The 13,470-nt window shown below is 72.7% G+C and carries 10 protein-coding genes; 3 read left to right on the forward strand and 7 right to left on the reverse strand.

The annotated features are described in order from the left end of the window. Positions 1–30 precede the first annotated feature (30 nt). Together SCNRRL3882_RS09680 and SCNRRL3882_RS09685 are read left to right on the forward strand one after the other, a co-directional pair. Complete coding sequence (locus tag SCNRRL3882_RS09680) at positions 31–1,653, forward strand: AMP-binding protein (RefSeq protein WP_010033848.1); 1,623 nt, start codon at positions 31–33, stop codon at positions 1,651–1,653. A gap of 15 nt (positions 1,654–1,668) precedes the next feature. Next, positions 1,669–2,496 (forward strand): PaaX family transcriptional regulator C-terminal domain-containing protein, encoded by an 828-nt coding sequence (locus SCNRRL3882_RS09685; protein ID WP_010033847.1) that lies wholly within the window; start codon positions 1,669–1,671, stop codon positions 2,494–2,496. Here SCNRRL3882_RS09685 and SCNRRL3882_RS09690 read toward each other — a convergent pair. Together SCNRRL3882_RS09690 and SCNRRL3882_RS09695 are read right to left on the reverse strand one after the other, a co-directional pair. Further along, a complete protein-coding gene (locus SCNRRL3882_RS09690) occupies positions 2,480–4,861 on the reverse strand; it encodes a bifunctional salicylyl-CoA 5-hydroxylase/oxidoreductase (protein ID WP_040902509.1) in 2,382 nt (793 codons plus the stop codon). The genes SCNRRL3882_RS09685 and SCNRRL3882_RS09690 overlap by 17 nt on opposite strands. Continuing rightward, entirely contained in the window at positions 4,846–5,673 is an 828-nt protein-coding gene (locus SCNRRL3882_RS09695; protein WP_010033843.1) for an enoyl-CoA hydratase family protein, read from the reverse strand. The genes SCNRRL3882_RS09690 and SCNRRL3882_RS09695 overlap by 16 nt, the downstream gene beginning before the upstream one ends. Positions 5,674–5,981: 308 nt before the next feature. On the opposite strand from SCNRRL3882_RS09695, the gene SCNRRL3882_RS09700 reads away from it, so the two are divergent. Next, a complete protein-coding gene (locus SCNRRL3882_RS09700; RefSeq protein ID WP_010033841.1) occupies positions 5,982–6,449 on the forward strand; it encodes an ATP-binding protein in 468 nt (155 codons plus the stop codon). 34 nt (positions 6,450–6,483) lie between these two features. Here the strand turns inward: SCNRRL3882_RS09700 and argF are convergent, their stop codons facing one another. From argF to SCNRRL3882_RS09730, 5 genes are all read right to left on the reverse strand, one after another. After that, positions 6,484–7,491 carry an ornithine carbamoyltransferase gene (gene argF, locus SCNRRL3882_RS09705; protein ID WP_010033840.1) on the reverse strand — a complete coding sequence of 336 codons (1,008 nt, stop codon included), beginning with the start codon at positions 7,489–7,491 and terminating at the stop codon, positions 6,484–6,486. 91 nt (positions 7,492–7,582) lie between these two features. Beyond that, entirely contained in the window at positions 7,583–8,806 is a 1,224-nt protein-coding gene (locus SCNRRL3882_RS09710) for an arginine deiminase (protein WP_010033839.1), read from the reverse strand. Positions 8,807–8,915: 109 nt separating this feature from the next. Then, positions 8,916–10,643, reverse strand: coding sequence for an HEXXH motif domain-containing protein (locus SCNRRL3882_RS09715; protein ID WP_010033833.1), 1,728 nt, complete (start codon positions 10,641–10,643; stop codon positions 8,916–8,918). A gap of 419 nt (positions 10,644–11,062) precedes the next feature. Further along, entirely contained in the window at positions 11,063–12,169 is a 1,107-nt protein-coding gene (locus tag SCNRRL3882_RS09725; protein ID WP_010033830.1) for an effector-associated domain 2-containing protein, read from the reverse strand. Then, complete coding sequence (locus tag SCNRRL3882_RS09730; protein WP_029180748.1) at positions 12,166–13,332, reverse strand: hypothetical protein; 1,167 nt, start codon at positions 13,330–13,332, stop codon at positions 12,166–12,168. Before SCNRRL3882_RS09730 ends, SCNRRL3882_RS09725 begins: the two co-directional genes overlap by 4 nt. Positions 13,333–13,470: the final 138 nt, after the last annotated feature.

The raw sequence follows: 13,470 nt of genomic DNA on the forward strand, positions 1-13,470 counted from the left end.
CGAGCCCACCACGCCAAGGGGGCGAATCGTATGAATCCACGGGGTACGGCCCACGTCGACACCTTCGCCCGTGACCATCTGCCACCCCCGGACCAATGGCCCGAGCTCCGTTTCGACCTTCCGGAGCTGCGCTACCCCGAACGGCTCAACTGCGCCGCCGAACTGCTGAGCGGCCCGCCCGGCGACCGCCCGGCCTTCCTCACCCGGGCCGGAGAACCATGGACGTACGCCGATCTGCGCGCCCGCGTCGACCGCGTCGCACACCTGCTCACCGGCGAACTCGGCGTCGTCCCCGGCAACCGCGTGCTGCTGCGCGGTCCCACCACACCGTGGCTCGCGGCCTGCTGGCTGGCGGTGCTGAAGGCGGGGGCCGTGGCGGTCACCGTGCTCGCCCAGCAGCGCCCGCACGAGCTGGGCACGATGTGCGAGATCGCCCGGGTCCGGCACGCGCTGTGCGACATCCGGGCCGTCGACGACCTCGCCAAGGCCGAGATCCCGGGCCTGCGGATCACGACCTACGGCGGCGACGCCCCCGACGACCTCCTCAACCGCCCGGCGCCCGGCACACCGTACGAGGCCGTCGACACGGCGGCCGACGACGTCGCGCTGATCGCCTTCACCTCCGGCACCACCGGCCGCCCCAAGGGCTGCATGCACTTCCACCGGGACGTCCTGGCGATCGCCGACACCTTCTCCCGGCACGTGCTGCGCCCGCGCGCCGACGACGTGTTCACGGGCAGCCCCCCGCTCGGCTTCACCTTCGGCCTCGGCGGGCTGGTGGTCTTCCCGCTGCGGGCCGGGGCGAGTGCGCTGCTGCTCGAACAGGCCGGTCCGAGGCAACTGCTGCCGGCCATCGCCGGGCACCGGGTGTCCGTGCTGTTCACGGCCCCTACGGCGTACCGCGCGATGCTCGACGAGCTGGACGGGTACGACGTCTCGTCCCTGCGCCGCTGCGTCTCGGCCGGCGAGAACCTGCCGGCGGCCACCTGGAAGGCATGGCACGAACGCACCGGCGTGCGCGTCATCAACGGCATCGGCGCCACCGAGCTGCTGCACATCTTCATCTCCGCCGCCGACGAGCGGATCCGCCCCGGCACGACGGGCGTTCCCGTGCCGGGCTGGCACGCGCGCGTGCAGGACGAGCACGGCGAGCCGGTACCCGACGGGGAGCCGGGACTGCTCGCGGTGCGCGGACCGGTCGGCTGCCGCTACCTCGCCGACCCGCGGCAGCGGGAGTACGTACGCGGCGGCTGGAACATCACCGGTGACACCTACGTCCGCGAACCCGACGGCTTCTTCCGGTACGTCGCCCGCGCCGACGACATGATCATCTCGGCCGGTTACAACATCGCCGGACCGGAGGTCGAGGACGCGCTGCTGCGGCACCCGGACGTGGTGGAGGCGGCGGTCGTGGGGCGGCCCGACGAGGCCCGCGGGCAGGTCGTCGTGGCCTTCGCCGTCCTCAAGGAAGGCGCCGACCGGGATGCCGAGGCGCTGCGCGCCTTCGTGAAGAGCGAGCTGGCGCCGTACAAGTGCCCGCGCGAGATCGTCTTCCTGGACGCGCTGCCGCGCACGGCCACCGGCAAGCTCCAGCGGTTCAGGCTGCGCACGGGAGGGCTCCCGGACGGCGGCACCGCAGGCGACCGGGAGTGACCCGTACGACCTAAGATGATCAACGTGTCCGACCAGCATGCACCACGGTCTCTCATCGTCACGCTCTACGGCGCGTACGGCCGCTTCGCGACGGGTCCCGTGCCCGTCGCCGAGCTGATCCGGCTGCTCGCCGCGGTCGGCGTCGACGCCCCGTCCGTACGCTCCTCGGTGTCGCGGCTGAAGAGACGCGGGCTGCTCGTGCCCGCCCGCACCGCCCAGGGCGCCGCCGGGTACGAACTGTCCCCGGACGCCCGCCAGTTGCTCGACGACGGCGACCGGCGCATCTACGCCACGGCGCCGCCCGAGGACGAGGGCTGGGTGCTCGTCGTGTTCTCCGTGCCGGAGTCGGAGCGGCAGAAGCGGCACGTGCTGCGCTCCCGGCTGGCCGGCCTCGGTTTCGGCACGGCCGCGCCCGGCGTGTGGATCGCGCCCGCGCGGTTGCACGATGAGACCCGGCACACACTCCAGCGGCTGCGGCTGGACACCTACGTCGACTTCTTCCGCGGTGACCACCTCGGCTTCGCCCCGACCGCGGAGGCCGTCGCCCGCTGGTGGGACCTGGCCGCCATCGCCAAGCAGCACGAGGCGTTCCTCGACCGCCACGCCCCCGTGCTGCACGACTGGGAGAAACGCGACGACACCCCGCCGGAGGAGGCCTACCGCGACTACCTCCTCGCCCTGGACTCCTGGCGCCACCTCCCCTACACCGACCCCGGTCTGCCGTCCGCACTGCTCCCCCGGGACTGGCCTGGCACCCGCTCGTCAGCGGTGTTCCAGGGCCTGCACGAGCGGCTGCGGGACGCGGGCGCTACGTTCGTGGGGCTGCTCAGCGCCCCAGAGTGAGGCGCGGCCTGGGCGCGTCCGTGCGGCCCGTCTGGGGGCGGCGGCTGCCCGCGCGGTACGGGGCGGGCCAGACGGCGCCGGGGCCCGTGTAGCCCTGTTCGGCCGCCGCGTGCAGCGTCCAGTGCGGGTCGTAGAGGTGGGGGCGGGCCAGGGCGCACAGATCCGTGCGGCCCGCCAGGATCAGCGAGTTGACGTCGTCCCAGGAGGAGATCGCGCCGACCGCGATCACGGGGACGCCGGTGGCGTGGCGGATGCGGTCCGCGAAGGGCGTCTGGTACGACCGCCCGAACTCCGGCCGCTCGTCCGCCACCACCTGCCCCGTCGACACGTCGATCGCGTCGGCGCCGTGCGCGGCGAAGGCCCGGGCGATCTCGACGGCCTCCTCGGCGGTCGTCCCGCCCTCGGCCCAGTCCGTGGCGGAGATCCGGACGGTCATGGGCCGCTCGCCCGGCCAGACGTTCCGTACGGCGTCGAACACCTCCAGCGGGAAACGGAGCCGCTTCTCCAGCGGGCCGCCGTAGGCGTCGGTGCGGCGGTTGGTCAGCGGGGAGAGGAAGCCGGAGAGCAGGTACCCGTGGGCGCAGTGCAGTTCGAGCAGGTCGAATCCGGCCCGGGCGGCGCGGCAGGCCGCGGCCGCGAACTGCTCGCGGATGTCGGTGAGCTGGGCGCGGGACAGCTCGCGCGGAGTCTGGCTGAACCGCTTGTACGGGAGCGCGGAGGCGGCCACGAGCGGCCAGTTGCCCTCCTCCAGCGGCTCGTCCATGCCCTCCCACATCGGCTTCGTGGAGCCCTTGCGGCCGCTGTGGCCGAGCTGCACGCCGATCGCGGTGCCGGGTGCCCGGTCGTGCACGAAGTTCGTGATCCGCCGCCAGGCCTCGGCCTGCCGGCCGGTGTAGAGGCCGGCGCAGCCGGGCGTGATCCTGCCCTCCTCGCTGACACACACCATCTCGGTCATCACCAGCCCTGCCCCGCCCATCGCCCGCGCGCCCAGATGGACGAGGTGGAAGTCGCCGGGGACGCCGTCGACGGCCGAGTACATGTCCATGGGCGAGACGACGACCCGGTTGCGCAGGGTCAGGCCGCGCAGCCGGAACGGCGTGAACATCGGGGGCGTGCCGGGCGGGCAGCCGAACTCGCGCTCGACCGTCTCCGTGAAGCGGGCGTCGCGCAGCCGCAGGTTGTCGTGGGTGACGCGGCGGCTGCGGGTGAGCAGGTTGAAGGCGAACTGGCGGGGCGGCTGGTCCAGGTACAGGGCGAGGTTCTCGAACCACTCCAGGCTGGCCCGGGCCGCGCGCTGCGTGGAGGCGACGACGGGCCGCCGTTCCGCCTCGTACGCGGCCAGGGCGTGGTCCAGCGTGTCCTGTTCCTCCAGGCAGGCGGCCAGGGCCAGGGCGTCCTCGACGGCGAGCTTGGTGCCGGAGCCGATGGAGAAGTGGGCGGTGTGGGCGGCGTCGCCGAGGAGGACGACGTTGCCGTGCGACCAGCGGTCGTTGACGACCGTGCGGAAGGTCGTCCATGCCGAGTTGTTGGACTTCAGGGGGCGGCCGCGGAGTGCTTCCGCGAAGATCTTGGCGCAGCGTTCGATCGACTCCGTTTCGCCGAGCTCGTCGAATCCGGCCGCGTGCCAGACCTCCTCGCGCATCTCGATGATCACGGTCGAGGCGTCCGGCGCGTAGGGGTAGCCGTGCAGCTGCATCACGCCGTGTTCGGTCTCGGCGATCTCGAAGCGGAAGGAGTCGAAGGGGAAGTCGGCGGCGAGCCAGATGTAGCGGCAGCGGTGTGCGGTGACCCGGGGGCGGAAGACGTCCGCGTGGGTCTCGCGTGTGGTGCTGTGGATGCCGTCGGCGGCGATGACCAGGTCGTGGGTCCGCGGGAGGTCTTTCGGAGCCTCGGTGTGGAAGCGGAGGTCGACGCCGAGGTCGCGGCAGCGGGTGTGGAGGATGTCGAGGAGGCGCCTGCGGCCGAGTGCGGCGAATCCGTGGCCGCCGGAGGTGTGGCGGGCGTTGCGGTGGACGATGTCGATGTCGTCCCAGCGGACGAAGTCCCTCTGGAGGGCCTCGTAGACCTGGGGGTCGGCGTGTTCTATACCGCCGAGGGTTTCGTCGGAGAGGACCACGCCGAAGCCGAAGGTGGTGTCCGGGGGGTTGCGCTCCCAGACGGTGATGGCGCGGGTGGGGTCCAGGCGTTTGAGGAGGGCGGCGGCGTAGAGGCCGCCGGGGCCGCCGCCGATGATCGCGACGCGTAGGGGGTCGCTCTTGTCGTTGGGCGGCTGCGGGTGCGTTGCGGCTTGTCGCGCCCCGCGGCGGAGCCGCAGATCGGCACAGCCCCGCGCCCCTCCAGGTACATCCACTACCGTCCGCTCCATTTCGGGGGGCGCTTTTCTGTGAATGCCGCGTGGAACTCCGCGTAGTCCTCTCCTGTCATCAGGAGGGCCTGAGTCGAGGCGTCGAGCTCCACCGATGCCGCCAGGGGCATGTCCAGCTCGGCCGTGAGGAGGGCCTTCGTCTGGGCGAAGGCGAGGGCCGGGCCGTCCGCCAGCCGGCGGGCCAGGATCCCGGCCGCCTCGTCCGCCCGGCCCTCCTCCGTCAGTTCGCTGATCAGGCCGATGCGCTCCGCCTCGGGGGCCCGGACGGCGTCGCCCAGCATGAGGAGGCGGGTGGCGTGGCCGAGCCCTACGACCCTGGGCAGGAGGTAGGCCGCGCCCATGTCGCCGCCGGAGAGGCCGACGCGGGTGAAGAGGAAGGCGAAACGGGCCGTGGGGTCGGCCACGCGGAAGTCGGCGGCCAGGGCGAGCACCGCTCCGGCCCCGGCCGCCACGCCCTGCACCGCCGCGATCACGGGGAAGGGGCACTCCCGGACGGCCCGGACCACCTGGCCGGTCATCCGGTTGAAGTCGAGGAGCTGGGCGGTGTCCATGGACAGCGTGGCGCCGATGATCTCGTCCACGTCGCCGCCGGAGCAGAAGCCGCGGCCCTCGCCTGCCAGCACCAGGGCCCGTACGGACCGCTCCCGGGACAGCTCCGCGAGCAGGTCGCGCAGGTCGGCGTAGGCACCGAAGGTGAGCGCGTTGAGCTTCTCGGGGCGGGCCAGGGTGACGGTGGCGACGCCGTCGGTGACGTCGACGCGCAGGTGCTCCCAGCTCGGGGTGCGGGCGGCGGAGCCGGTGAAGGGACTCATGACGTGCGGCCTCCTCGGGCGGGCACTGCCTCACTGAGCTCTACCCCACGAAGTTATCACTCATCCGTGACTGTCGTCATGAGTGCGCGATAGGCCGTCCGGGTAGGACTTCCTGGGGAGCCGGGTGTGAACCGGGCCGGTCACATCCGTCACAGATCGTCCACACCGGCGTAACGGCGGGAGCAGCTGTGCGCGGCACCGCGTTCACCTGGGTAAGCCGTGCGGCAAGGGGGCCGCAGGTCCCCCGACAGTGCCCCTCGGACGCCTCGGAAGAGTGGCGCCGTACCATTCATAAGGTTGAAAGCAGGATGTCCTGCTCCATGAACGGACCCGCCTTGTACGAACTCCCCTCAGCCCCCGCCTCCTGGCGCATCGCGCTGCCGCACACCGCAGCGGCGGTGCCCGTGGCCCGTGCCCTGGTCCGTACGGCGCTGGCCGAGCTGGAGCACGGGGCCGACTGCGACACCGCGGAGCTGCTCACGGCGGAGCTGGTGGCCAACGCCGTGGAGCACACCTCCGGGCGGGGGCCGATAGAGCTGGTGGTGGAGCTGATGGCGTCGGGCTGCCAGGTCGAGGTGCACGACACCGACCCGAAGCCGCCCGGCGATCTGACGTGTCCGTCCGGCGGGCTGCCCGACCCCTGGCAGGAGCACGGGCGCGGCCTGCTCCTGATCCGCACCCTGAGCTCGTCGTGCGGGCACCGGCCGACCGAGTCCGGCAAGGCGGTGTGGTTCAGACTGCCGGTGGTACCGGCTCAGCGGCGCCCGTCGGCCTGACAGGCGGGCGACGTGGGGGCTGGTGGGGCGCGGTTCAGCCGAGCGTCGCGACCAGCACCGCCTTGATGGTGTGCAGTCGGTTCTCCGCCTCGTCGAAGACCACGGAGTGCGCCGACTCGAAGACCTCGTCCGACACCTCCAGGTACTCCAGGCCGTGGGCCGCGTGGATCTCCTGGCCGACCTTGGTGCCGAGGTCGTGGAAGGCGGGCAGGCAGTGCAGGAACTTCACGTCCGGGTTGCCGGTGGCGCGCAGGACGTCCATGGTCACGGCGTACGGGGCGAGGGCGGTGATGCGCTCGGCCCAGACCTCCTTCGGCTCGCCCATGGAGACCCAGACGTCGGTGGCGACGAAGTCGGCGCCACGGACACCCTCGTCCAGGGTCTCGGTGAGGGTGATGCGGGCGCCGCTGGTCTCGGCGAGCGCGCGGGCCCGGTCGACGACCTCCTCGGCCGGCCAGTACTCCTTCGGGGCCACGAGCCGCACGTCCATGCCGAGCAGGGCGCCGGTGACCAGGTAGGAGTTGCCCATGTTGAAGCGGGCGTCACCCAGGTAGGCGAAGGCGATCCGGGGCAGCGGCTTGGCGCAGTGCTCGGTCATGGTGAGCACATCGGCGAGCATCTGGGTGGGGTGCCAGTCGTCGGTGAGCCCGTTGTAGACCGGCACACCGGCGTACGCCGCCAGCTCCTCCACCTTCTGCTGGCTGTCGCCCCGGTACTCGATCCCGTCGTACATCCGGCCCAGCACCCGCGCGGTGTCCCGCACCGACTCCTTGTGGCCGATCTGCGAGCCGGACGGGTCGAGGTACGTCGTCGAGGCGCCCTGGTCGGCGGCCGCGACCTCGAAGGCGCAGCGGGTGCGGGTGGAGGTCTTCTCGAAGATCAGCGCGATGTTCCGGCCCCGCAGATACTGCGTCTCGGTCCCGGCCTTCTTGGCGGCCTTCAGTTCGGAGGCCAGCTCGACCAGGCCACGGAACTCCTCCTCGGTGAAGTCCAGCTCCTTGAGGAAGTGGCGGCCGGCGAGGGCGGTCGGGACTGTCGCCATGGGGCGCTCCAGGGATACGGCGGTGCGGGGACGGACAGGACTACTGGAATACTATACGAAACTCAGCATGCCTATACGTTACGGTGGGTGCTCATACGGCCTCTCGTTCGACCGGACAGCTCATGCACCGCGGCCCGCCCCTCCCCCGCCCCAGCTCGCTGCCCGGGATCTCTATCACTTCGATGCCCTGTTTGCGCAGGTGGGTGTTGGTGGTGGCGTTCCGCTCGTAGGCGACCACGACGCCGGGTTCGACGGCCAGGACGTTGCAGCCGTCGTCCCACTGCTCGCGTTCGGCCGCGTGCACGTCCTGGGTGGCGGTCAGCACCCGGATCTCGTTCAGGCCCAGCGCGGCGGCGATCGCGCGGTGCATGTGCTCCGGCGGATGGTCGGTGACCTTCAGCTCCTTCTCGCCGACGCCCGGTTCGATGGTGTACGAGCGGAGCATGCCGAGCCCCGCGTACTGGGTGAAGGTGTCGCCGTCGACCATCGTCATCACGGTGTCGAGATGCATGAAGGCACGCCGCTTGGGCATGTCGAGGGCCACGATCGTCTCGGCGGAACCGGCGGCGAACAGCTTGTGCGCGAGCATCTCGACGGCCTGGGGCGTGGTGCGCTCGCTCATGCCGATGAGCACCGCCCCGTTGCCGATGACGAGGACGTCCCCGCCCTCGATGGTGGAGGGATAGTCGGCCTGCCCCTCGGACCAGATGTGGAAGGTCTCGTCGCGGAACAGCGGGTGGTGCCGGTAGATCGCCTCGAAGTGCACGGTCTCGCGCTGCCGGGCGGGCCAGCGCATGGCGTTGATGGAGACGCCGTCGTAGATCCACGCGGAGGTGTCGCGGGTGAAGAGGTGGTTGGGCAGGGGGTCCAGCAGGAAGTCGTCCAGTTCCATGACGTGGAAGCGCACCGAGGTCGGCTCCGGGTGCACGTCGAGGAACTCGCGCTTGGTCATGCCGCCGACCAGGAGCTCGGCCAGCTCCGCCGCGGGCAGGTTCTCGAACGCGGCTCTCAGATGGTCGGTGGCCAGCGGGCCGTACTCCTTCTCGTCGAAGACGCGGTCCAGGACGAGGGCCCTGGCCGCCGGGACCTGAAGGGCCTCGGTCAGCAGGTCACCGAAGAGGTGGACGGTGACGCCCCGGTCGCGCAGCACGTCGGCGAACCCGTCGTGCTCGGCGCGGGCCCTGCGCACCCACAGCACGTCGTCGAAGAGGAGCGAGGTCTTGTTGCTGGGGGTGAGCCTCTTGAGCTCGAGATCGGGCCGGTGCAGGATGACGCGGCGCAGCCGCCCGGCCTCGGAGTGGACGTGGTAAGCCATGCCTCCATCCTGACCACCGGAGCGCCTGTTGACGCGCTGCTCGCGTGTTTCGACGAACTCTTGTTTGCGTCCGCCTGACGACAACCAGCCCGCGCCGGGACGCCGCCGGTCAGCCGCTGGGCAGCGGCTGGAGCAGCTCCGGCCGGGCCAGCATGCGCCGCGTCGCCCGGCCCGGTTCGAGCACGGCCCGGGCGACGATCCAGCCGGCCAGGGCGTGCGGCTCGGCAGGGTCGGCGGCCAGCTGTCCGGCGTACCGGGCGAGCGCGGCGGCCGCGTCCCCGGCGGCCAGGTGCTCGTCGGCGGTGTGCGGGGTGGCGGGGCGGTCGGCGAAGGCGTGCGTGCGCACGTCGGGCCAGGAGGTGCGGTCGGGGCGGAAGCGGGGGCCGTCCGACGGTATCTCCACCGCGGGATCGACGTTACGCAGCCGCCATTCGGTGCGGTGCAGCGCGGCGGCCGTACGGGCACGGCTGAGGGCGGCGTGCGGGACCGGCTCGCGCAGCCAGCCGTCGAGCGTGCCGGCGAGGCCCGACACGAGGGCCCGGCCCTGCGGGGTGAGACGGCCGCTGGCCAGCAGGGTGCGCACGACGAGGCGGCTCTGCAGCCGGCGCAGCGCGAAGTGGTACCCGGCCGTGTCGGCCGCCCGGTCGTCCCGCGCCCCGGCCAGGCGGTCCCGCCAGAAGCCCGTGACACCGGTGAAGGCGTAAGCCCCGTGCAGCAGGCCGGTCAGATGCCGTGGGTCGGGCCGCCAGGGGGCGTAGTACTGCTCCTCGCGGTCGTCGTCGAGCAGCGGGAAGAGGTGCAGCAGGGCGGCGAGCTTGCTGTGCTGGAACTCGTGCACCAGCGTCTCGGCGAGGGCCACGGCGGAGGAGGTGCGGGCGATCACCATGGCCCCGAAGGAGTCGCCGCTGGAGGCGGAGACCAGGACGGTGGGCGGGGCGGGCGGCAGCGTGCCGGTACGCCCCCACGGCACGACGGCCCGGATCGCCCCGGGGTCGAACCGGCCTGGCCCGTCGCCGCCGGGCCCGGCGAGCAGGGTGACGGCCTCCTCGAACAGCCGCTGCCACGCCTCGGCCTCGTCGTCGTCGAGCCGTGCGGGCGGGAGGGGGTCGTCCAGGTCGCGGTAGGGGTCCAGGTCTTCGAGCGGGATGGCGAGCGGCCCGGCGGGGGTGTGGTGGGTGAGGGTGCGCAGCGGAAGCCACGCGCCCGGGCCGGGTGCCTCGGCGGCCGGTGCCGGGGCCTCCGCGGCCGGCGACGGCAGGGGTTGCGTCGCCGGGTGGACCGTCACCGATACGGTGCCGCCGTCCCGGCCCGGACCGGACAGCACCAGCTCGCCCCCGCTCGTTCGGGCCCGGCCGACCGTGAATCCCCTTTCGGCACCGGGAAGTCGGGCCAGTCCCAGCCCCGGCAGCGGCAGTCCGCCGTCGCTGAGGGACACCCTGAGATCCGCCCGCGTACCGGCCCGGACGGACGCCGCGAGGGCGAGGGCGCACAGGTGCCCGGCCTCCGCCCACAGCGGTGGGCCCGACGCCGTGCCGTGCAGTCGGCGCAGCACATGGGCGATCCAGCCGCCGGTCGCCGGGGCGAGCAGCAGCCGGTCGACCGGCCCGGGCGCCACCGCGGCGGCCTCCTTGAGGACGGCCCAGGCCTCGGCGGCCGGGCTCAGCGGCGTGCGCAGCGTGCCGAGCCGGTCCAGCAGGGTCCGCAGGAGCAGCAGCCTGCGCGCCCGCTCGGCCCGTTCGAGGAAGGCGACGGCCTCCGCGGAGCCGCCTCCCGCGGCCAGCTCCGCGAAGATCCGCTCGGGCATGCGAAACGGGGCGGGGCGCGGCGCGCTGGGCATGCGGGACCTCCCGTCGGGGGTGCGGGCATGGAGCCCCGGCGGTCTTCGAGGCCTCCTGGGCCGCCTGCCGTCGGGGACTGGAAGGCTATTCGGCCCGGGCGGTCCCTTCGTTGCCTCCTCTGATGCTGTCGCGTGCGCGCAGGACCTCGCCCAGAAGACGGGCGGAGGGGGGCAAAGGGGCGAGACGGTCCACCGCGGTCACGGGCAACTCCGCCAGGTCGGCAAGATCCGACTCCCAGACGTCGGTACCAGCAGCGGTGGCCGGCTCAGGAACGGCGGCTTCGGCGTGGCACAGAGCGGGCGGCTGGTCCAAGATGCTCCCCCTTCTCGCACGGTGGCACGCGATGCCCCGTGCCCGTGTCCATGTCCATCATGGCCATTCCTGCCCGGGTCGAAAACCGTACGATCACGCCACCCGATCATTTCTGATCGCGCGGGCGCCCGACGGAGTCCGCGAACTCCCTTAGGGCAGACCCTAGTTCGCCCTTGAGGACCGGATCGTCGTCGAGGGAGACGACGGCGTCGAACAGCTCCCACAGCATCTCCGGCCGACTCCGGGCCAGCCTGTTGAGGATGCCGACGACATCCGTGCGGGCCTTGCTGTGACGAGGCAGCGTCGCAGTGACACGCGGGTCCAGCGTGCCCACCACCGCCTGCCGTTCGACGGGATCCCCCATCGCCGGATAGGCGAGGAACGCGTCGACCGCCCGCTGCAACGGTGAAGCCGGGCGCGCCCCGGCACCCGCCTGAGCCGGCGTCACGATCTCGGTGCGCTCGGGGCTCTGGAGCCGAATCTCCGGATACTGGAGAGTACGTCCCGCTTCCCTGAGGGCCGCGATACGCGCCCTTACGGCCGGAAACAGTCCCTCCGGATCGGGCGGGGCGGGCAGGACGGCCGCCTCCTCGGCCAGCAGCCCGAGCAGGATCTCGGAGAACAGCCCCGTACCGCGCTCGGGGTCGTTGGCGGCGACCCGTCCGCGCCCGGCCGCCCGTAGCAGCGTCTGCCGGTGGGCGAGGTTGCGCCGCCCCACCGGCAGGGCGTCCGGCGGCAGTTGCTCCCGGAAGGCGAGGTCCTCCTCGAAGGTCTCGCAGGCGTCCACGATCCACAGCTGCTCGCCGAAGGCCGGTACGGCGTCCCCCGCGTACCGGTCGAGCGCGGAATCCAGGTCGATGCCCAGCTTGTCGGCGGTACTGGCGTCCGCACAGAACAACCGCAGGTGCCCGGCCAGGTCGAGAACACCGTGCCCGCCCCACCACACCCAGAGGACATCGCCCTGGGCCAGGGGCAGTTCCCGGACGAGGACGCGGCGCAGGGTGGCATGGTCGGCTGGGTGATACGGAACGTCCGGGACGTAGGACGGCAGGGGGGCGAGATGGAGCCGGAGCTGCTCGTCCGGCACCCCGGCGGCCCGCAGCAGCCGGTGGAAGGCCACGGCGTCCCGGGCCGGCCCGGGCAGGTCCCAGCCGGGTCCGGCGTCGTACCGCTCGACACCGACGATCAGCGCGTGCACCCGGGCGGGACTCACGGCAGCCGGTCCACGATGTGCCGGTAGACCTCGGGGTTCGTCCAATAGGCGCTGTGCGAGGCCGGGAAGGGCTGGCGGCTGTCGACCGGGACGTCCGTGACGCGGCCCGGGAACAGGCCCGCGCCGAGGTAGGAGAGCAGGTCACGGGGGTCGTACAGGTTCAGCCAGTCGGGCATGTACGGTGGGAGCGGGGCGGGGTGTTCGAGGGAGGGCAGGGACCCGGACTCGTACAGGAACGGCCCTTGGGATCCCGCCGTCACCAGGAGCCGGACCTGTGGCAGCGGAGTGGAGATCAGGGTGTCCAGGGCGATGATCCCGCCCAGGCTGTGGCCGACCAGGGCGACCGGCGGTTCCAGGCCCGCGACCAGGTCGCGCAGGCCGGTGCGGGCGGCCTCGCCCCGGCTGAGATACCGCAGGATGTCACCGGCGGCCGGATGGGCGGCCTCGGTGAGGGCGCGCCGGCGGCGCACGGCGGCACGGGATGCCGCCGAACCCGCGACCCGCAGCACCAGGGAGCGCACCCCGCGTTCCGTGCCCCGCGGCTGTGCACCGAGTGTCGCGGCGAGCCGGTCGGTGACCGCGTCACGCAGGTCGCCGACCGGCACGAGCGGGGCGTCGGAGTCCAGGGCGTCGGCGAGGACCCGGGCGGTCAGACTGCGGGCGGCGAGGATCGCCAGGTCGTCCGGAGCGAGGGCCTCGGCGGCGGGCCCGAGGAGTGGATGAGCCGCCAGGTCCGTGGCGGCGCGGGCCAGGCCCGGCCCCAACTCGGCGGCGGGCGCGTCCCCTTGCGCGGCGAGAGCGGCGAGGCGCGCCCGGATCGCGTGATCGGGCGGCAGGGAACCGGGCGCCCTCTCGGTGACCTGCGGCGCACCGGCCGCCGCGAGGACGAGTTCGGCGTACGGGTCGGCGTAGAGCGCGGCCCAGGCGGCGGCCGCCTCGTCTCCGGGGGACCGCCCGGCCGGTCCCCGGGACGTGCCGCCCGGCTCCGCCGGCAGACTGGCCCCGCCGGCGGCGAGCGTGGCGCCGTGCGTGCCTCCCCAGTAGTAGGGCACGATGCGAAGTCCCTCGCGCAGGGCGGTCAGTCCGGCCGCCACGCGCCCCGCAAGCTTCGAGAAGCCTGGTTCCCGCACCCCTGTTCCATGAATGAAGACGACTGTCGCCATGTGCCCCCCGTGACACCCGTGCGGAGTTGTGTACGACTGCCGATACTCCGTCAAGTTACCAGTATCATGGGGAAGTTGGAGTCGAGCACACGTGCGAGGACCCACCCACGGCCGGAACCGGCGGTCACGACAACTGGA

Origin of the sequence: Streptomyces chartreusis NRRL 3882 (assembly GCF_900236475.1) — a bacterium.
Taxonomy (GTDB): Bacteria; Actinomycetota; Actinomycetes; order Streptomycetales; family Streptomycetaceae; genus Streptomyces; species Streptomyces chartreusis_D.

What these genes read in the sequence shown, in the direction of transcription:
- SCNRRL3882_RS09730 (WP_029180748.1), bottom strand. Translation starts at nt 13,332, where the DNA reads ATGGCGACAGTCGTCTTCATTCATGGAACAGGGGTGCGGGAACCAGGC.
- argF (WP_010033840.1), bottom strand. Translation starts at nt 7,491, where the DNA reads ATGGCGACAGTCCCGACCGCCCTCGCCGGCCGCCACTTCCTCAAGGAG.
- SCNRRL3882_RS09690 (WP_040902509.1), bottom strand. Translation starts at nt 4,861, where the DNA reads ATGGAGCGGACGGTAGTGGATGTACCTGGAGGGGCGCGGGGCTGTGCC.
- SCNRRL3882_RS09685 (WP_010033847.1), top strand. Translation starts at nt 1,669, where the DNA reads ATGATCAACGTGTCCGACCAGCATGCACCACGGTCTCTCATCGTCACG.
- SCNRRL3882_RS09695 (WP_010033843.1), bottom strand. Translation starts at nt 5,673, where the DNA reads ATGAGTCCCTTCACCGGCTCCGCCGCCCGCACCCCGAGCTGGGAGCAC.
- SCNRRL3882_RS09710 (WP_010033839.1), bottom strand. Translation starts at nt 8,806, where the DNA reads ATGGCTTACCACGTCCACTCCGAGGCCGGGCGGCTGCGCCGCGTCATC.
- SCNRRL3882_RS09715 (WP_010033833.1), bottom strand. Translation starts at nt 10,643, where the DNA reads ATGCCCAGCGCGCCGCGCCCCGCCCCGTTTCGCATGCCCGAGCGGATC.
- SCNRRL3882_RS09680 (WP_010033848.1), top strand. Translation starts at nt 31, where the DNA reads ATGAATCCACGGGGTACGGCCCACGTCGACACCTTCGCCCGTGACCAT.
- SCNRRL3882_RS09700 (WP_010033841.1), top strand. Translation starts at nt 5,982, where the DNA reads ATGTCCTGCTCCATGAACGGACCCGCCTTGTACGAACTCCCCTCAGCC.